Annotated in this window: 22 protein-coding genes; 9 read left to right on the top strand and 13 right to left on the bottom strand. The window is 63.7% G+C overall.

The genetic code is table 11. The features are described from left to right. Positions 1-25 precede the first annotated feature (25 nt). Complete coding sequence (locus HAP54_RS08595; protein WP_166299388.1) at positions 26-349, top strand: hypothetical protein; 324 nt, start codon at positions 26-28, stop codon at positions 347-349. 315 nt (positions 350-664) lie between these two features. Here HAP54_RS08595 and HAP54_RS08600 read toward each other — a convergent pair whose 3' ends face one another. Beyond that, positions 665-925 (bottom strand): DUF1488 domain-containing protein, encoded by a 261-nt coding sequence (locus HAP54_RS08600; protein WP_084518382.1) that lies wholly within the window; start codon positions 923-925, stop codon positions 665-667. A 519-nt stretch (positions 926-1,444) separates the two neighbouring features. Here HAP54_RS08600 and HAP54_RS08605 point away from each other — a divergent pair. From HAP54_RS08605 to HAP54_RS08635, 7 genes are all read left to right on the top strand, one after another. Next, positions 1,445-1,567, top strand: coding sequence for a hypothetical protein (locus tag HAP54_RS08605; RefSeq protein ID WP_283843071.1), 123 nt, complete (start codon positions 1,445-1,447; stop codon positions 1,565-1,567). Positions 1,568-1,779: 212 nt separating this feature from the next. After that, positions 1,780-2,163 carry a response regulator gene (locus tag HAP54_RS08610; RefSeq protein WP_166299390.1) on the top strand — a complete coding sequence of 128 codons (384 nt, stop codon included), beginning with the start codon at positions 1,780-1,782 and terminating at the stop codon, positions 2,161-2,163. Between the two features lie 94 nt (positions 2,164-2,257). Then, positions 2,258-3,037, top strand: a complete 780-nt coding sequence (locus HAP54_RS08615; RefSeq protein WP_166307580.1) for a sensor histidine kinase — start codon at positions 2,258-2,260, stop codon at positions 3,035-3,037. Between the two features lie 130 nt (positions 3,038-3,167). Continuing rightward, positions 3,168-3,404, top strand: coding sequence for a hypothetical protein (locus HAP54_RS08620; RefSeq protein WP_339156835.1), 237 nt, complete (start codon positions 3,168-3,170; stop codon positions 3,402-3,404). A gap of 158 nt (positions 3,405-3,562) precedes the next feature. Next, positions 3,563-4,318 carry a hypothetical protein gene (locus tag HAP54_RS08625; protein WP_339156836.1) on the top strand — a complete coding sequence of 252 codons (756 nt, stop codon included), beginning with the start codon at positions 3,563-3,565 and terminating at the stop codon, positions 4,316-4,318. A 27-nt stretch (positions 4,319-4,345) separates the two neighbouring features. After that, positions 4,346-4,717 (top strand): signal transduction histidine kinase, encoded by a 372-nt coding sequence (locus HAP54_RS08630; protein ID WP_166299391.1) that lies wholly within the window; start codon positions 4,346-4,348, stop codon positions 4,715-4,717. A 23-nt stretch (positions 4,718-4,740) separates the two neighbouring features. Continuing rightward, positions 4,741-4,968, top strand: a complete 228-nt coding sequence (locus HAP54_RS08635) for a hypothetical protein (RefSeq protein ID WP_224741321.1) — start codon at positions 4,741-4,743, stop codon at positions 4,966-4,968. A 37-nt stretch (positions 4,969-5,005) separates the two neighbouring features. Here the strand turns inward: HAP54_RS08635 and HAP54_RS08640 are convergent, their stop codons facing one another. The 3 genes from HAP54_RS08640 to HAP54_RS08650 all read right to left on the bottom strand — a co-directional run bounded on the left by HAP54_RS08640 (position 5,006) and on the right by HAP54_RS08650 (position 8,338). Continuing rightward, the gene (locus HAP54_RS08640; RefSeq protein WP_166299392.1) at positions 5,006-6,010 is read right to left on the bottom strand and encodes an Hsp33 family molecular chaperone; all 1,005 of its coding nucleotides are present in this window, start codon (positions 6,008-6,010) and stop codon (positions 5,006-5,008) included. A gap of 193 nt (positions 6,011-6,203) precedes the next feature. Continuing rightward, positions 6,204-7,130, bottom strand: coding sequence for an ornithine carbamoyltransferase (argF, locus tag HAP54_RS08645; RefSeq protein WP_166307589.1), 927 nt, complete (start codon positions 7,128-7,130; stop codon positions 6,204-6,206). Continuing rightward, the gene (locus HAP54_RS08650) at positions 7,130-8,338 is read right to left on the bottom strand and encodes an aspartate aminotransferase family protein (protein WP_166299393.1); all 1,209 of its coding nucleotides are present in this window, start codon (positions 8,336-8,338) and stop codon (positions 7,130-7,132) included. Before HAP54_RS08650 ends, argF begins: the two co-directional genes overlap by 1 nt. 492 nt (positions 8,339-8,830) lie before the next feature. On the opposite strand from HAP54_RS08650, the gene HAP54_RS08655 reads away from it, so the two are divergent. Then, the gene (locus tag HAP54_RS08655; protein WP_166299394.1) at positions 8,831-9,343 is read left to right on the top strand and encodes a GcrA family cell cycle regulator; all 513 of its coding nucleotides are present in this window, start codon (positions 8,831-8,833) and stop codon (positions 9,341-9,343) included. Between the two features lie 165 nt (positions 9,344-9,508). Here HAP54_RS08655 and phoB read toward each other — a convergent pair whose 3' ends face one another. From phoB to HAP54_RS08700, 9 genes are all read right to left on the bottom strand, one after another. After that, on the bottom strand, positions 9,509-10,219 hold the full coding sequence (gene phoB / locus HAP54_RS08660) for a phosphate regulon transcriptional regulator PhoB (RefSeq protein ID WP_029079895.1): 711 nt from the start codon (positions 10,217-10,219) through the stop codon (positions 9,509-9,511). A gap of 129 nt (positions 10,220-10,348) precedes the next feature. After that, positions 10,349-11,065, bottom strand: coding sequence for a phosphate signaling complex protein PhoU (gene phoU, locus HAP54_RS08665; RefSeq protein WP_024578984.1), 717 nt, complete (start codon positions 11,063-11,065; stop codon positions 10,349-10,351). Positions 11,066-11,076: 11 nt separating this feature from the next. Further along, entirely contained in the window at positions 11,077-11,895 is an 819-nt protein-coding gene (pstB, locus tag HAP54_RS08670; RefSeq protein WP_050403108.1) for a phosphate ABC transporter ATP-binding protein PstB, read from the bottom strand. Continuing rightward, on the bottom strand, positions 11,892-12,737 hold the full coding sequence (pstA, locus tag HAP54_RS08675; RefSeq protein ID WP_166299395.1) for a phosphate ABC transporter permease PstA: 846 nt from the start codon (positions 12,735-12,737) through the stop codon (positions 11,892-11,894). The genes pstB and pstA overlap by 4 nt, the downstream gene beginning before the upstream one ends. Positions 12,738-12,741: 4 nt before the next feature. After that, positions 12,742-13,731: a phosphate ABC transporter permease subunit PstC gene (gene pstC / locus HAP54_RS08680; protein ID WP_029079898.1), complete on the bottom strand. Its 990-nt coding sequence runs from the start codon at positions 13,729-13,731 to the stop codon at positions 12,742-12,744. 225 nt (positions 13,732-13,956) lie between these two features. Further along, positions 13,957-14,967, bottom strand: coding sequence for a phosphate ABC transporter substrate-binding protein PstS (gene pstS, locus HAP54_RS08685; protein ID WP_166299396.1), 1,011 nt, complete (start codon positions 14,965-14,967; stop codon positions 13,957-13,959). 136 nt (positions 14,968-15,103) lie between these two features. After that, positions 15,104-16,417 (bottom strand): ATP-binding protein, encoded by a 1,314-nt coding sequence (locus tag HAP54_RS08690; protein ID WP_166299397.1) that lies wholly within the window; start codon positions 16,415-16,417, stop codon positions 15,104-15,106. A gap of 84 nt (positions 16,418-16,501) precedes the next feature. Beyond that, on the bottom strand, positions 16,502-17,557 hold the full coding sequence (locus tag HAP54_RS08695) for a lysylphosphatidylglycerol synthase domain-containing protein (RefSeq protein WP_224741319.1): 1,056 nt from the start codon (positions 17,555-17,557) through the stop codon (positions 16,502-16,504). 131 nt (positions 17,558-17,688) lie between these two features. After that, entirely contained in the window at positions 17,689-18,075 is a 387-nt protein-coding gene (locus HAP54_RS08700) for a SelT/SelW/SelH family protein (RefSeq protein ID WP_166299398.1), read from the bottom strand. Positions 18,076-18,083 lie beyond the last annotated feature (8 nt).

Raw genomic sequence — 18,083 nt, forward strand, 5'->3', positions numbered from 1 at the left:
ACACAAGCACTTTTGGAGGATTAATATGAAGAATCTCGCGATTTATTTGGCGGCCGGCGCAAGTGCCCTTGTGATGACCGCCACTACCACGGCTTACGCCGGACCGCTTTCACCCGGTGCGTCCGTCGCGCCGGAGAGCAATATCCAAAACGTTCGCATGGTTTGCAATGAGGACGGCCGCTGCTGGCGTGAACGTGGCGAACGCCGCGTCATCATCCGTGAGCGCGGTGATTCATACGGATATGCGCCTCGCGAGCGCTACATCGAGCGCCATGACTATGAAGAGCGTGGTGGCATCGGGTTCCGCGCGCCGGGCGTGAGCGTCGGAATCGGGACCGACCGCTACTGAGGAAAACCGAAAGCGTCAGAAGGGCCGCGGAGAAATCCGCGGCTTTTCCTTTTGGCGGCGTTGCAAACGGCGAGGACCTGGTCTGCCGGCCAACTGCCCCCGCCTTCACATGTGAGGGGCACTGGCGCCTCGCATGCGCTCCAGGAGCCAGAAAGCCCCGATCGCAACGAACGAGAGAACGAAGATTCCTCCGCACGCCAGGAAAGTCTGTATGAAACTCGTATCCATGACATCCTCCAGTTGATCGCTTGCAAGCTCGACCAACGCGCTCAATCTGCCAGATTGTCTCGCGTGATCGGATCGACGGCGCCGATTTCAGAAGTTCGCAGCGACCAGATCGTAAGAGCCCCTGCTTCCGCGAACATAGACCCTGGCAGCGGCGGCACATATCAGATCGCGGTTGGCATCGAACGCGTTCAGAAGGCCTGGCTCGTCGAGGTAGGCATCCGATTGAATGCGCTTCAAGGCGCCTTCGGTGACGAAGAACGATGCCTCAATAGCACTGTCATATCCCCAAAACCGCACGGCGCGCCGCGTCTGGTCGTATGAACGACTATGATTTGGAAACTCAATCATGGATGAGGCCTATCGGGTTGTTGCCATAGCGTGTCGTGACCCGTGACGCGCACATTGAAGTGACGTCCGTCGAGACCGGGGACAAGATTTGGCGGCTAAGGCTTCGCGCTTCCGCAAAGGGGATGCTGTAACAATACAGTTGCGCTACTACTCAGGTGGCTACTCCGCTAACGAATGACAAGCCCATTCGCACCAGGCCGCCACAAATAGATCGCGATTCGCCTTGTTGTCGGGCGGAAGGATCACTACGTCTTTGGTATCACCGCGCGCCCCGGGCTGTTACCGGTGACTGAGAGTGTTGCGCTCCCGCCTTGACCAAAACAGGCGGTCACATGTCAGATATCTCCAAATTCGATCTTCGCGGGTTGCTCGTACCACCGGTGCTGTTGCCGATCTTCTTTGTGCTGCTGATCGCCGCCGCGGTCGCCATTCAATGGTGACCCAATGCCGCGCGCTTTCGCCGCAGGCCGGATCGCCTCCGATGAAACAAACCGAATCAAACGCTGGCTCACGATCTCGATGATCCGAGCGGTGGTCGCCCTGGACGAGGCGAGCGAAGCGCCGATGCAGGAGCTTCTCTGCGGCATCGCGGCGCACCGGCCGATTGAGGCGGCGTGTTGCGGTGTGCTCGCCCCCGACTGAGCACCAACACGCTAGTGGCCCGCAGGAGCAGGTGCGCCGTTTGCCGCCGGCCCGAGATGGCGAAGTCCATTCGCGGCGAGATTATTGCATCATTTATCAGCTGGCCGAGGATCATATAGGCACCGAGATGCTTGTCCCAGGTCGACTGCCTCGTCCAGTTCAGGGCAGTTTCGATCTCTCAAATCGCTGCGAGCGGCGTTTCAGGCGTTCTAATGGTACTCGATCATTCAGGCATTCCAGCTGTTGTGCTCATTGTCGAGGACGAGATGCTGCTTCGCATGCGCGCGGTAGAAATGGTGGAAGACGCCGGTTATACGCCACTTGAGGCCATGGATGCCGATGAGGCTGTCGCCATCCTGGAATCCAGGTCCGATATCGCGCTGGTATGCACCGACATCCAGATGCCCGGCAGCATGGACGGCCTTGAACTTGCACATGCCGTGCACGGGCGTTGGCCGTCGATCAAGATCATCGTGGTATCGGGGCAATCGAACCTGCCGAGCCTTCATCTTCCCGCCTGCAGCAGGTCCTTCGCCAAGCCACTCGATGCCGGGGAAGTGATAGCTGAGATGCATGGCATGATCGGCCACGCCTGATGCGCTCGCGTTTTTCGTGCCGGATACGTCCAGATTTGCCTGATTGCGCAGAAAACATTCGCCGAAGAGCCAGCTTCTAATGATACGGTCGATGATGTCTCCAGCCGACCTCCGCACAGACCCGCGTGCTGCAAGCAGTGTAGCACCGCAGCAAGACGTTCTGGCGGAAGAGAATGTCAGCCTTCGGCTTCTCCTCGCGCAGGCCGAGATCGATGCCCAGAGTTTGCTGACCGCGGCCGGCATTGACGCCAAGGAGCGCGAAGCAGCCGACAAGCTGCAGAAGGTGATCCTCGAGGAGTTGCACCACCGCATCAAGAACACGCTCGCAACCGTCGGTGCCATTGTCTCCCAGAGCCTGCGCAACCTGGAAGGGGTTGAACACGCGCAGCACGCCATCGAGGGCCGGCTGCTGGCGCTCGGGCGGGCGCACGATCTCCTGCTGCAGGCAAGATGGAGCAGCGCGGATCTCGGCACGGTCGTCCGCGGCGCCACCGAAGCATTCAACAATCCGGATGAGCCGAAGTTCTCGATTTCAGGGCCCAATATTCGCATGACGTCGGGCGCCGTCATCGCCATCGCAATGACGCTCAACGAGCTCTGCACGAACACCACGAAGTTCGGCGCCCTGTCCGCCCCACAAGGGCGGATCGACATCAGTTGGAGGCTGGATCAACCAACACAGCGCTTGCATCTGACATGGACCGAGAAAAACGGACCGGCAGTCCACCTTCCGGAAAGGCGCAGTTTCGGGACACGGCTGATCGAGACGCTCGGCAGGCAGCTGCGCGGCGACGTGCGGCTAAGCTATGAGCCAACCGGCTTCGTGTATGCATTCGACGCACCATTGGCTTCTCTGACATCGTCAACCGCATAGGGGACGTCCCGAACCCACCCGCTAAAGTCGGGATATGACGCTCGATGACGAATTAAGTCGACTACCGGGCATAAGGGGTATTTACTGCGGTCATCACCGCTCCGCCTCTGGCCGATATCGGTGACTGAGAGTGCTGCAAGCTCCCGCCAGTAATCAGGAGAGCTTTGTGCCGATTGCCCAACACAGCGAGCCTGAACCGCCGCCTCATGACCTGCTGGCGATGGAGGCCGTGAGGACAAGGGATGCTGCGAAGCCATTCCTGCCCGGCCTTCAGCGCGACGCGATGCTTCGCAAGGCGCGCCTGATCGAGACCGCCTCCCACATCAATGATTGGCTGTCATCTCCCGGCCTGCGAACGCCGTGCTAGAGCGTTTTCGAGCGAAGGACACCGGTTCGCGTGAAGAAAACGCGTCACACTGACAAACTGGAGCTTCGCTTCTGATTCAATCAGAACCGAAGCTCTGGCTGCCGACGTTGAGGACAAGCCGCCCCATGACGAGGCGGACTGAGCCCGCCATTGATCGGATGCCGAAGGGCATGGCCTCCGGTCGTCTCTCACCAGGCAACGGCGTCGACATCGGCTCTGACCGGTTCTTCAGGAACGGCGACCGCGGTGAACGTTGTTGTTGTGCAGATATTCACGCGCGCCATCCGACTTGCTTATGCCCGGTGATTTGTGGCGTTGGTGCTCGTTATTCGACCCATTGCTTCCCATATAAAAGATCATCCTCGTCGGCCATCGAGATGAGTCGGAATGCGCGGAGACCTCCAACGAAAGGGCCCGCCATGTTCAAATCTCAGCAGTATCGTGCCAAGGCAGCCGCATATAGCGAACTGATCAAACGTTCGAGCGGTCAGGGCGAAAGCCGCGAGCTTCAGGAGCAGCAAGACCGCCTCGCTTCGCTCGCGGATAACGAGCAGCAACTGGCGGACGATTTTGACCACGCGGTGAACGTTGCGGAGCAGGACCGCTCCCGCGGCGCGGCCCTCGCCGCCGAAGAGGAGTACGTTCTGCGGTGTCTCGGCGCGGCCGTCATCATGCAATGGAACGTCCTGCCGAAGACGCTGCAGCGGGAAATCTTCGACACCGCCGGATCGGTCGGAAAGCTGTTGGAGACGGCGGAGCTCCGCGGGCAGATCGCGCGCTTCCTGCACAAGCACAAGGATGATGCCGGTCGCGACAAGACTCTGGAGGCGCGTCAGGACGCGAGATCGCGCGCTGCGGCTTTGTCGCGGTGGGACAATGAAGGAGGTGCAGTCCCCGACGGACTGCCGATGTAAGCAAACTGCAACAATAGGAGATTCGTTATGTCACTTACCCAATTTGACGTCGATGACGGACCGCACAGCATGGACGGGCTGCGACTTCTCGCCCGGGATGGAAATGAACGGATCGAGGCGTTCATCGGCCGCAAGGTGATGGACGTCTGGGCCGAGTCTGTCGAGCACCGCGGCGGACACCAAAGCCTGTTCCGCGATCAATACACTGCGCTTGGCAGACTGAACCTGGCGGCGATCGAGCGGATCGTCAGTGCGAAATACCAACGCGGTGCTGCGTTCAACCGCCAGCATCCCTATGTCGAGGTGCTGTTCTCGGACATCACCGACAGCGGGGAGACGCTGAATCTGAGCGAACTCGTGCGCGAAGTCTTGCCGCCGGCGTTTCAACGGCTGAGTTGAAGGTCGATCCAGGAGGAATTCCCATGATGAAGAAATCCCTGCTCTCCACTGACGAACCAGAGAAGAAACCACTGCGCGCCGACCGGCCGCCTACCGAAGGTTTCGTGATCATTGTCGACAAACATTTCAAGTCGGAGTTCGACAACGTCGAGGCTGCTGAAACGGCTGGCCGCAAACTGAAGGCGGCTTATCCGATGCTTCAGATCGAAATCTATGACGCCGTCAGCAAGACCCGCACCTTGCTGAGCTGACAGGCCTCGTTACCGGGCTTTGTGGTCGGTCTCCCGCCTACTCGGCGCCGGCTTCCTGCGGCGTGAACTCGTAGACCGACGAGCAGAATTCGCAGGTGACGACGACCTTGCCGTCCTTGACCATCTCGGCGCGATCGTTCGGCGCAAAGCTCTTCAGCATCGACGACACCGCATCGCGCGAGCAGGAGCACTGCGCGCGCAACGTCTGCGGGTTGAAGACGCGAACGCCGCGTTCGTGGAACAGCCGGTACAGCAGCCGTTCGCCGGACAGATCGGGATCGATCAGTTCGACATCCTCGACGGTCGAGATCAGCGACTGTCCCTCGACCCAGGCGTCATCGTCCGGCACGTGATGCGTGGCCGTGCCCTCCGGCGCATCGCCGGGATGCAGATCGGCCTGCTTGGCGCGCTCGGGCGCCTTGGGCAGAAATTGCAGCAGGATGCCGCCGGCGCGCCAGTGCAGCTTGCCGCCCTCGCCGCCGCGCATCTCCTCGCCGACCGCAAGCCGCACCCGCGTCGGTATCTGCTCGGAGCGCAGGAAATATTCGTGGGCCGCCTCTTCGAGGCCGCCGCCGTCGAGCGCGACCAGTCCCTGATAGCGGCTGGTGGTGTTCGCGCCCTGGTTGATGGTCATCGCCAGATGGCCCTTGCCGAGCAGCTCGCCCGAGCTCTGGCCGGTCTTGAGGCGCGCCTCATCGTAACGCGCATAGGCACGTAGCCGGTCGGGCGCCTGGAAGTCGACGATCAGCAGCGAGACCGGACCGTCGGTCCGGGTCTGCAGGATGAAGCGGCCCTCGAACTTGACCGATGAGCCAAGCAGCGTGGTCAGCACGATGGCCTCGCCGAGCAGCTTGCCGACCGCGGGCGGATAATCGTGCTTGTGCAGAATCTCGTCGAGCGCGGGGCCGAGCCGGGTCAGCCGGCCGCGCAGATCCAGCGCGCCGACCTCGAAGGCCAGCACGGCATCGTCGACAGGAACCGCTGACGGCGCGCGAACCGGCGCCTCGGGCGTGATTTTGATGTCGGGGGATTGTGAAGCCATGGCGCTCTATCTGGGGTCTCGAACCATGAAATAAAGGGGCTTGCTAGGCACTCGTGTCCCGGACGCGGTGCAGCGTGCAACGCTGCTCCGCAGGGCCGGGACCCACACTGGGTCTCGGCATGGATCCCGGATCAGCAGCGCACCACGCCGCAAGAGCGGCGCGCTGCGCAGCATCCGGGAAACGCAGATATGCTCACGCGACCGCGTCGAAACACCAGGCCAGAATGCCCTTCTGCGCATGCAGGCGGTTTTCCGCCTCGTCGAACACCACGGATTGCGGCCCGTCGATCACCTCGTCGGTGACCTCCTCGCCGCGATGCGCGGGCAGGCAGTGCATGAACAGCGCGTCCGGCTTGGCGAGCGACATCAGCTTGGCATTGACCTGATAGGGCTTCAGCACGTTGTGGCGGTGCTCGCCCTCCTTGTCGCCCATCGACATCCAGGTGTCGGTGACGACGCAGTCGGCGCCGCGCACGGCGGCTTCCGGATCGGTGCCGAGCATGATCGGCGCGCCGGTCGCCTTGATCCAGTCGCGCATCGGCTTCTTCGGCGAGAGCTCCGGGGGGGTCGCGACATTGAGCTGGAACTTGAAGCGCTCGGCGGCATGTGCCCAGGAGGCCAGCACGTTGTTGTCGTCGCCGGTCCAGGCCACGGTCTTGCCCTCGATCGAGCCGCGGTTTTCCTCATAGGTCATGAGGTCGGCCATCACCTGGCAGGGATGCGAACGGCGGGTCAGGCCGTTGATGACGGGAACGGTGGCGTGGGCCGCGAGCTCGAGCAGCGCGTCATGGTTGAGGATGCGGATCATGATCGCATCGACATAGCGCGACAGCACGCGCGCGGTGTCGGCGATGGTCTCGCCGCGGCCGAGCTGCATCTCGGTGCCGGTCAGCATGATGGATTCACCGCCGAGCTGGCGCATGCCGACGTCGAACGACACCCTTGTGCGGGTCGACGGACGCTCGAAGATCATCGCCAGCGTCTTGCCCTCGAGCGGCTTCCTGCCCTTCTCATGGGCCTTCAGCTTCGCCTTCATGGCGGCGCCGGCGGACAGCATGTTGCGCAGTTCGCCGAGCGGCAGCTCGTTGATATCGAGGAAGTGACGGACCGGCTTGCTCATCATCCCGCCGCCTTCTTCGGCTGGGCCGCCGCTAGCGCAGAGCAGGCGCGCTCAAGCGAGCCGATCGACTGGTCGATCTCGGCCTCGGTGACGATCAGGGGCGCCAGGAAGCGCACCACATTGTCGCCGGCACCGACGGTGAGCAGCTTCTCGTTGCGCAGCGCAGCGACGAGGTCGCCCGAGGGCACCACGGCCTTGACGCCGATCAAAAGGCCCTCGCCGCGCACTTCCGCCAGCACGGACGGATAGCGGTCGACAACGGAAGCGAGCTTCTGCTTGAGCAGCAGCGACATCTTCTGCACGTGATCGAAGAAGCCGGGTTTCAGCATCACGTCGAGCACGGCATTGGCCGCGGCGACCGCCAGCGGATTGCCGCCGAAAGTCGAGCCGTGCGAACCCGGCGCCATGCCCTCAGCGGCCTTGGCGCTCGCCAGCACCGCGCCGATCGGGAAGCCGCCGCCGAGCGCCTTCGCCAGCGACATCACGTCAGGGGTCACGCCGGTGCGCTTGTAGGCGAAAAGATCGCCGGTGCGGCCCATACCGGTCTGCACCTCGTCGAATGCGAGCAGCAGGCCATGCTCGTCGCACAGCGCGCGCAGCGCCTTGAAGAACGCCTGCGGCGCCGAGCGCACGCCGCCCTCGCCCTGCACCGGCTCGATCAGGATGCCGGCGGTATGCGGGCCGATCGCCTTCTTCACCGCCTCGATGTCGCCGTGCGGCACCTGGTCGAAGCCGTCCATCGGCGGGCCAAAACCCTCGAGATATTTTGGCGAGCCGGTCGCGGCCAGCGTACCCAGCGTGCGGCCATGGAAGGCACCTTCGAAGGTGATGATGCGGTAGCGCTCGGGATGGCCCTTGGAGAAGTGATAGTGGCGGACCAGCTTGATCACGCCTTCCATCGCCTCTGCGCCGGAATTGCAGAAGAACACGAAGTCGGCAAAGCTCTGCTCGCACAGCCGGGCGGCCAGCGCCTCGCCGTCCGGGCTCTTGAACAGGTTCGACATGTGCCAGAGCTTGGTCGCCTGTTCCTGCAGCGCCTTGACCAGATGCGGATGCGCATGCCCGAGCGCGTTCACCGCAACGCCCGAGGTGAAATCGAGATAGCGGTCGCCGTTGGTTGCGATCAGCCAGGCGCCGTCGCCGCGCTCGAAGCCGAGATCGACCCGGGCGAAGACGGGGAGCAGATGCGACGAGGCGCTGTTGGTCATGGCGTTCACTGCCGGTTTGAAGCCGACAATTGCCGGGCGGCTTGACGCCAGTGCAGCAACGGCCAGCTTCGGAAAACAAAACGGCCGCCTTTGCGGGCGGCACGTACAGGCATTCTATGCTGCGGCCAGTAGGTGTCAATCGCCAGCAGCCGGCCTTTGCCGACCTTCCTGCGATGCGGAACGAGCGCAATCCGGAGCATTCCGGTGCGGTGGAAAAGCCTCATTGCAGTGCTTAACTTTGTGGGAACATGTGGACGCACGGCCGCGGACTCTTGCGCCAGAGTCACGCCATATTGTAGCGTTTGGCCTGTCGGGTACGACATCTCGTGCGGCAGTACTGGACCCTCTAAGTAGCCTTCGTGTCACACGTAAACGTTCGGGCTCAAAACCGCGCCCGGCGAGGGCTAAGGGATTCTGGCCGCTGGGATTTTGACCCGGATTTGGCTCGCAGCGTCGCTCCAATGACCGGCGCCATGCGAAAGGAAGAATGCGATGACTGTATTGACCTGGTCCGACGATCGCGTCGAGCAGCTGAAGAAGCTCTGGGAGTCTGGCCTCTCGGCCAGCCAGATCGCCGCGGAACTTGGCAATGTGACGCGAAACGCCGTGATCGGCAAAGTGCATCGGCTCGGCCTCTCCGGCCGCGCCAAGGCCCCCTCCACGGCGGCGCCGCGGCAGCGCAAGGCCCGCCCCGCCCAGCACATGATGCGGGTGGCGCGTCCGGTCTCGCGCGGCAACACCGCGCTGGCGCATGCCTTCGAGGTCGAGATGGAGCCCTATCCGATCTCCTACGACAACGTGGTGCCGATGAGCCAGCGGCTGTCGCTGCTCGAGCTGAACGAAGCCACCTGCCACTGGCCGGTCGGCGATCCCTCGAGCCCGGAATTCTTCTTCTGCGGCGGCAAGGCGCTCGGCGGCCTGCCCTATTGCGCACACCACTCGCGCGTCGCCTACCAGCCCGCCGGCGATCGCCGCCGGCCGTCGGCGAAACCGCAGATCAAGTGAGCACTCGGGACACTGGCGTAGACTTCAAAAACAAATCCCCGCGAAAGCGGGGATTTTTTTGTGGCTCGTCGCCCGGATGCATCACCGGCGACGTCCCGGCCTAGTGCGCAATTGCGCACTAGGCCGGGACGACGCCGTGTTGCGGCTTGTGAATGCCGCGCGGCCTTACGGCTGCGGCTCAGCCTTTGCGAAGCGGTCGTCGAGCGCGTAGCCGGCGCCGCGAACGGTGCGGATCGGATCCTGCTCGCGGCCCGGATTGAGCAGCTTGCGCAGGCGGCCGATATGCACGTCGACGGTGCGCTCATCGATATAGATGTCGCGGCCCCAGACGCTGTCGAGCAGCTGCTCGCGGCTGAACACCCGGCCGGGATGCTCGAGGAAGAATTCGAGCAGACGATATTCGGTCGGCCCGAGATCGATCGGGCGGCCGGAGCGCGCCACACGGCGCTTCTCGCGGTCGAGCTCGATGTCGCCATAGGTCAGCACGGTGGCAAGCCGCTCCGGGCTCGCACGGCGCAGCAGGCCCTTCACGCGCGCCAGCAGCTCGGGCACCGAGAACGGCTTGACGATGTAATCGTCGGCGCCGGTGGCAAGCCCGCGCACGCGCTCACTCTCCTCGCCGCGCGCGGTCAGCATGATGATCGGAAGCTGCTTGGTCTCGGGCCGCGCCCGCAGACGGCGGCACAGCTCGATGCCGGACAGGCCCGGCAGCATCCAGTCCAGCACAACGAGGTCGGGGATGCGCTCCTTCAACCTGGTGTCGGCGTCGTCGCCGCGTCCCACCGTTTCGACGTCGTAGCCTTCCGCATCGAGGTTGTAGCGCAACAGCGTCGTCAGCGCTTCCTCGTCTTCGACTACCAGAATGCGTGCGCTCATCGGTCTAAGTTCTTTCTCTGTGGTGATCCGTTGCCCAAACGCAAACCGAAACACTCAACCCCTGAGCATATTCCCCGTGGAAACGGTTTGTCGCGACGACAATCCGGTTCCGCCGATGCGGATCATGCCCTAGTTGCCCGGCACCGTGGTGGCGAAATTGGTCATATCGCCCTTCGGACGCTTGTCGGTGATCTGCTGGCCCTCGATCATGTAGAACACGGTCTCGGCGATGTTGGTGGCGTGGTCGCCGATCCGCTCGATGTTCTTGGCGCAGAACATCAGATGGATGCAGAACGAGATGTTGCGCGGATCCTCCATCATGTAGGTGAGCAGCTCGCGGAACAGCGAGGTGCAGATCGCATCGACCTCCTCGTCGCCCTTCCAGACGTTCATCGCCGCCGGCAGATCGTGCGCCGCATAGGCGTCGAGCACCGACTTGACCTGAGACAGTACGAGGTCGGTCATGTGCTCGAGGCCGCGGATCAACTTCAGCGGCTGGAAATCGCTCTCCAGCGCGGCGACGCGCTTGCCCATGTTCTTGGCGAGGTCGCCGATCCGCTCGAGGTCGGTCGCGACGCGCATCGCGCTGACGATCTCGCGCAGGTCGATCGCCATCGGCTGGCGGCGGGCGATCGTCAGCACCGCGCGCTCTTCGATGACGCGCTGCAGATTGTCGATCTCGATGTCGGCGGCGACCACGCGCTTGCCCAGCGCGACGTCGCGGCGGATCAGCGCGTCGACCGACTCGGTGATCATGCGCTCGACGAGGCCGCCCATCTCGGCGACCAGACGGGTCAACTCCTGCAGGTCGCTGTCGAATGCCTTGGCGGTATGTTCAGAAGCCATCGCTTGTCTCCTCAGCCGAACCGGCCGGTGATGTAGTCCTGCGTGCGTCGATCGCTCGGCGAGGTGAAAATCTTGTTGGTGTCGTCGAACTCGATCAGCTCGCCGAGATACATGAAGGCCGTTTTGTCGGAGACGCGCGCCGCCTGCTGCATGTTGTGGGTGACGATCGCGATCGTGTAGTCCTCGGAGAGCTCCTGGATCAGCTCCTCGACCTTGGCGGTCGAGATCGGGTCGAGCGCCGAGCACGGCTCGTCGAACAGGATCACCTCGGGACGCACCGCCACGGTGCGCGCGATGCACAGCCGCTGCTGCTGGCCGCCGGAGAGCGACAGGCCGGAAGCGTTCAGCTTGTCCTTGACCTCGTTCCACAGCGCGCCGCCGCGCAGCGCCTTCTCGACCCGGTCGTCCATCTCGGACTTCGAGATCTTCTCGTAGAGGCGGATGCCGAAGGCGATGTTCTCGTAGATCGTCATCGGGAACGGCGTCGGCTTCTGGAACACCATGCCGACCCGCGCACGCAGCAGATTGAGGTCGAGCTTGGGATCGAGAATGTTGGTCTGGTCCAGCATCAGCTGGCCGACCGCGCGCTGGCCCGGATAGAGATCGTACATCCGGTTGAAGATGCGCAGCAGGGTCGACTTGCCGCAGCCCGACGGGCCGATGAACGCCGTGACGCGGTTGGTGCCGAGCGTCAGGTTGATGTTCTTCAGCGCGTGGTGCTCGCCGTAATAGAAGTTGAGGTTGCGCACCGTGACTTTCGGCGGCGCTTCCGGCAGCGGTACCTGGGGAACGTGGCTCGCGGCAGTCGTGGAAACGGAAAGCTCGGTCATTTTGCGGCCCTTTCGGCACCAAGGATGCGCGCGCCGATGTTCAGCGCGAGCACAGTGAATGTGATGAGCAGCGCACCGCTCCACGCCAGCTCTTTCCAGTAGGCGTAGGGGCTCTGCACGAAGTTGTTGATGGTCACCGGCAGGTTGGCCATCGTCTTGGTCAAATCCCAGCTGAAGAACTGGTTCGACAGCGCGGTGAACAGCAGCGGCGCGGTTTCGCCGGCGACGCGGGCGGTCGCCAGCAGCACGCCGGTGATCAAGCCGGATCGCGCTGCACGATAAGCGATCCGCTTGATCACCAGGGAGCGCGGCAGGCCGAGCGCGGAGGCCGCCTCGCGCAGCGGATTGGGCACCAGCAGCAGCATGTCCTCGGTGGTGCGCAGCACGACCGGGATCACGATCACAGCGAGCGCGAGCGCGCCCGCGATCGCCGAGAAGCCGCGCATCGGCACCACCACCGCACCATAGATGAACAGGCCGATGATGATCGACGGCGCGCTGAGCAGGATGTCGTTGATGAAGCGGATCACCGAAGTGAGCTTGTCGTTCTTGCCGTATTCGGCGAGGTAGGTGCCGGCGAACAGGCCGAGCGGCGCACCGATGCCGACGCCGATCACGGTCATGATGATCGAGCCGACGATGGCGTTGAGCAGACCGCCGTCGGTCGAGCCCGGCGGCGGCGTGTTCTGGGTGAACAGTTGCACGCTGAGGCCGGCAACGCCGTTATAGAGCAGCGTGATCAGGATCAGCGCCAGCCAGGTGACGCCGAACAGCGCCGCACCGACGCAGAGTGCGCGGATGACGATGTCGCTGCGGCGGCGGGATTTGTAGATCGGGTTCATGGCGTTACTTCCCCGCCTTCGTTTCAAGCCGCATCAGCATCAATCGCGCGCCGGCGAGCACGAAGAAGGTCAGCACGAACAGCAGCAAGCCGAGCAGGATCAGGCCGGACTGGTGCAGGCCGTCACTTTCGGCGAATTCGGAGGCGATCGCCGCCGAGATCGTGGTGCCCGGCGCGAAGATAGACGACGAGATGCGGAACGAGTTGCCGATGATGAAGGTCACCGCCATGGTCTCACCGAGCGCACGGCCGAGCGCCAGCATGACGCCGCCGATCACGCCGACGCGGGTGTAGGGGATCACGACGCTGCGGACGACTTCCCAGGTCGTGCAGCCCATGCCGTAGGCGGCCTCTTTCAGCACCGGCGGCACGGTCTTGAACACGTCGACCGAGATCGCGGTGATGAAGGGCAGCACCATGATCGCAAGGATCAGCGCGGCGTTGAACAGGCTGAGATAGGACGGCGGGCCTCCGAACACCGCACCCAGCACGGGCACGCCCTCGAAGATCCGGATCATGAACGGCTGGAACGTGTTGGCCAGGAACGGGCCCAGCACGAAGAAGCCCCACATGCCGTAGATGATCGAGGGGATGCCAGCCAGCAGCTCGATGGCGATGCCGATCGGGCGGCGCAGCATTTGCGGGCAGAGCTCGGTGAGGAAGATGGCGATACCGATGCCGACCGGGATCGCGATCATCATCGCGATAACCGAGGTGATCAGCGTGCCGTAGATCGGGCCGAGCGCGCCGAGCACCGGCGGATCGGCCGAGGGCGCCCAGCGCTGCGTCCAGAGGAAGGCGAAACCATATTCCTTCATCGCCGGCCAGGCGCCGACGATCAGCGACAGGATAATGCCGCCGAGGATCAACAGAACCGAAATCGCCGAGATGCGGGTGATCCAATAGAAGGTGAGATCACCGAGCTTGAAGGCGCTGAGGGCCTTGGCGCGATCGTACGGTCCCGCGGCTTCCATCACATCGCTCTGAACAGCCATGTCTGCCACGCCAATCCCCTCTTTACTATGTGAAAGCCACGCAAACCGCTACGCCCCGAAGCGATCTTCACTGACGCATTTGGCCGGGCGCCGTTCCGGCTTGCGCCTGTTTGGGGCGCGAAACCCGGGCGCCATCCACGTTTCTTGCCGTGTGATGGAGCCCGGGTCTTGACCGCTCGACCGGTGCCGCCCCTCGGACGGCACCGGTCTTATTCGATGTCGAACTTAGCTCTTGATGTCCGACGACCAGGTCTTCTCGATCAGCTTGACGACCGAGTCCGGCATCGGGATGTAGTCGAGCTCTTCGGCCGCCTTGTCGCCCTTCTCGAAGGCGTACTTGAAGAACTTGAGCGCTTCCTGCGAGGCCGCCTTGTCGGTCGAGTCCTTGTGCATCAGGATGAAGGTCGCCGCGGTGATCGGCCAGGAGGCCTCGCCCGGCTGGTCGGTCAGGATCACGTAGTATCCGGGAGCCTTGGCCCAGTCGGCATTCGACGCAGCGGCCTGGAAGGCGGCGATGGTCGGCTGCACGGTCTTGCCGGCCTTGTTGACCAGCGCGGTGTAGGTCAGCTTGTTCTGCTTGGCATAGGCATACTCGACATAGCCGATCGCGTTCTTGGTCTGGCTGATGTTGCCGGCAACGCCTTCGTTGCCCTTGGCGCCGACGCCGACCGGCCATTCGACCGCGGTGCCGGAACCGACCTTGGACTTCCAGTCTGCATTCGACTTGGCGAGATAGTCGGTGAAGTTGAAGGTGGTGCCCGAACCGTCCGAACGGCGCACGACGGTGATGGCGTCGCCCGGCAGGGTCAGCTTCGGATTGAGCTTGGCGATCGCCGCGTCATTCCACTTGGTGATCTTGCCGAGATAGATGTCGCCGAGCACTTCGCCCGACAGCACGAGCTCGCCCGGCTTGACGCCCTCGACGTTCACGACCGGAACGATCGCGCCCATCACCATCGGCCACTGGACGAGGCCGTCCTTCTCGAGCTGCTCGGCCTTGAGCGGCGCGTCGGTGGCGCCGAAGGTCACGGTCTTGGCCTGGATCTGCTTGATGCCGGCGCCGGAGCCGATCGACTGGTAGTTCAGGCCATTGCCGGTGTCCTTCTTGTAGGCGTCAGCCCACTTCGAATAGATCGGGAACGGAAACGTCGCGCCCGCGCCGGTAATATCGGCAGCGAAGGCTGACGTCGAAGCGGCGACCATGCCGGCAGCGACGATTGCTTTGATGAAATTCATGGGGTGGTCTCCATCTTGTGAGCGAAGCGCCGAACGCGCCCGATTGCGCTCACGCCGGTCCATCTAGGAGCGGTCGGTGCTGCTTTTACGAAGGTTGGATGACAGTTGGATGACAGCGCTAAGCAGCTGAAAGTGCTTAGCTTTGGGTCGGTATCGGGGTCTTCGGTCGGGGAAAACAGGCGGTAAAAGTCGCGCCGTTTTTCGGCACGCTCTCGATCAAAAGACGCCCGCGATGACGGTTAAGAATATGTTTCACCAGCGATAATCCGAGGCCGGTTCCGCCCTGGTTACGGCTATCGCCGACATCGACCCGGTAGAAGCGCTCGGTCAGCCGCGGCAGGTGCTCCGGGGCGATGCCGGGGCCGAAATCCCGTACCAGGACACGGATTTCGGGGCTTCCCTCGCCGCCCGTGCCCGGAGCGGTCTGGTTCAGCGACACTATGACGCGGCCACCCGAGGCGCCGTATTTGAGGGCATTCTCGATCAGGTTCTCGAACAGGCGGAGCAGTTCCTCGCGGTCGCCGGCGATCGTGACAGGGGTCTGCGGCAGGTCGACGTCGATCTCGACCTGGCGCTCGCTGGCCAGCGCCTCGAGCCCGTCGGCGACCTGACGGATGATCGGCACGATATCGATCGAGGCCTCGGGCCGCACATGGGCCGACAGCTCGACCCGCGACAACGACAGCAGATCGTCGATCAGCCGCGCCATGCGGGTGGCCTGGGTGTGCATGATGCCGAGGAACCGCTCGCGCGCCCGCGCGTCGTCGCGCGCCGGCCCCTGCAGGGTGTCGATGAAGCCGGACAAAGCGGCGAGCGGCGTGCGCAGCTCATGGCTGGCATTGGCAACGAAGTCGGCGCGCATCTCCTCGACCCGGCGCAACGGCGTCAGGTCGTGGAAGGTCATCAGCATGCACTTCTCGGTGCCACCGAACTGGGTCGGCACTGGAACCGGCGTGATCACCAGTTCCATACAGCGATCGACCGGGACGTGGTCGGTGTAGGTGGCCCGCCGCGGCTCGGTGGTCGCGATCGCCTCGCGCAGCGCGGTGATGATCTCCGGCGAACGCAGGGCAAATTGCGCCAGTTCGTTCCGGCGCAGCGCCGGCGCGAGCTCGGCCGCGGCGGTGTTGAGGTGGATGACGCGGCCGGCGCGGTCGAGCAGCACGGCCGGATCCGGCATGCCGGCGACCACCGCGCTGACGGAGGCAGCCTCGACCGGATTGCCACTGCGGACATCCTCACGCGAGGTCCCGGCATCATGTAGCCGCCATGGCACCAGCGCCGCGGCCGCGATGCAGGCGAACACCGCGCAGGCGCGCACCAGCGACAGCTCGCCGAGTGAAACCACCACGCTCAGCGCCAGCGCCGCGGCGAGCAGGATCAGCGCGGCATGACGCAACCGGTCGGGCCAGGGCGAGAAGATGGAGGAATGCGAATCGTCAATTGCCATCGCGGCGGCTTTCTTCCCGTCGATTCATGTCTCGCCCAGGCGCGGTCACATCGACCTTCCCTCGGGAGGCATCGGGCCGCTTCATCAGACGCCGGAGTCACCGCGCTTGCGGACCAGAACCGCCTCATGATGCGGCTCAGCGCGGGGACCCGAATCAGCCTGCGGCAGCCGTTTGAGTCGGGCGCCGACGATAACCTCCCGAAACGTCAGCAAGATTACAGATATGACGAACGGCGCAATATAGTAGAGCAGGCGGAACAGCAGCATGCCGCCGAGCAGGTCCTCGCGGTCCATCTGCCAGAGGCCGACCAGCATGGCGGCGTCGAACACCCCGAGGCCGCCCGGGGAGTGGCTGGCGAAGCCGAGCAGGGTCGCCGACACGAAGATGACGGCGACCACGACGAAGCCGAGATTGGGCTCGTCCGGCACCAGCACGTACATCGCCAGCGCGCAGAAGCCGAGGTCGACGATGCCGATCGCGATCTGCAGCAGCGTCAGCGGACCGCCCGGCAGGGTCACCGTCCAGGGGCCGCGGCCGACCACCCGCGGCTGGGTCCAGACCCAGACCACATAGGCAACCAGCGCGATGATGATACCGAACGCCAGCGTGCGGTTGAGCCAGGGCGGCAGCTGGTCGATGTTGGCGGCGGCCTCCGGGTGGTAGGCGATGCCGAGCCCGAGCACCGCGGCATTGCCGAGCCAGAAGGTGAGGCCGGCGAGAAAGCAAATCTTAGCGACGTCGATCGCGTTCAGTCCCCAGGCCGAATAGATCCGGTAGCGCACCGCGCCGCCGGTGAAGACGCTGGCGCCGACATTGTGGCCGATCGAATAGGAGGTGAATGCCGCGAGCGCGTTGATGCGATAGGGCACGTGGGCGTGGCCGATCGCGCGCACCGCGAACAGATCGTAGAAGGTCAGCGTGAAATAGCCGGCTGTGACAAACAGCCCCGCCAGCGCGATTTGCCGCGGCTCGGTGCTCTTGATGGCCTCGAGCACCTCGTTGGTGTCGATGCCGCGCAGCATGTGATAGAGGACGTAGCAGGCGATGCCGATGACGGCGATGCTGATCACAACACCCAGCCGATGCAGGATTTGCTTCTGGCGCAGAAACGCCATCGCCCTGCGTATTGCTTCCAGCATCTAGACCTCGAATTGCGATCCCGCGACGACGGCTCCCGGGCGAACTCCGCCGGCGCTTCGCTGTGTCCTGCCCCGTGTAGCGCGTTTTAAGCCGGAGTGGAATTCGTCGAAGGACAATAAAACGCGCATCTTCAAGATATTAGGGATGATTCATGACAGCGGATGCACAAATATGCGCGTTTCTCGCCACCTTCGACAAGACTTGACATTCCCGTGCGGTAGTTAGCCCGCCGAACGGCCCGCGAGGCATCCGGAATACTACGGGGAGGAAGCCGCGAGCGGCGGCGCGGTGATGCCCGTGCCGACGCCACCGCGGTGACGATTTCCGAGGCATCGGGGAAATGCCCCTTGATGCGGCGGGCGATCACCTTGCCGTCAAGCCTGACCTCGAAGATGCCGCCCTTGCCGGGCACCAGCACCGCATCGAGCCCAAAGCGTTCGCGCAGCAGCGAGGCCGCCTCCCTGGCGCGCTTCTCGTAACCGCAGGGACGGCAATAAATGATCGAGAGATCGGTCATGGCGTGCG

Origin of the sequence: Bradyrhizobium sp. 2S1 (assembly GCF_011516625.5) — a bacterium.
Classification (GTDB): Bacteria; Pseudomonadota; Alphaproteobacteria; order Rhizobiales; family Xanthobacteraceae; genus Bradyrhizobium; species Bradyrhizobium septentrionale.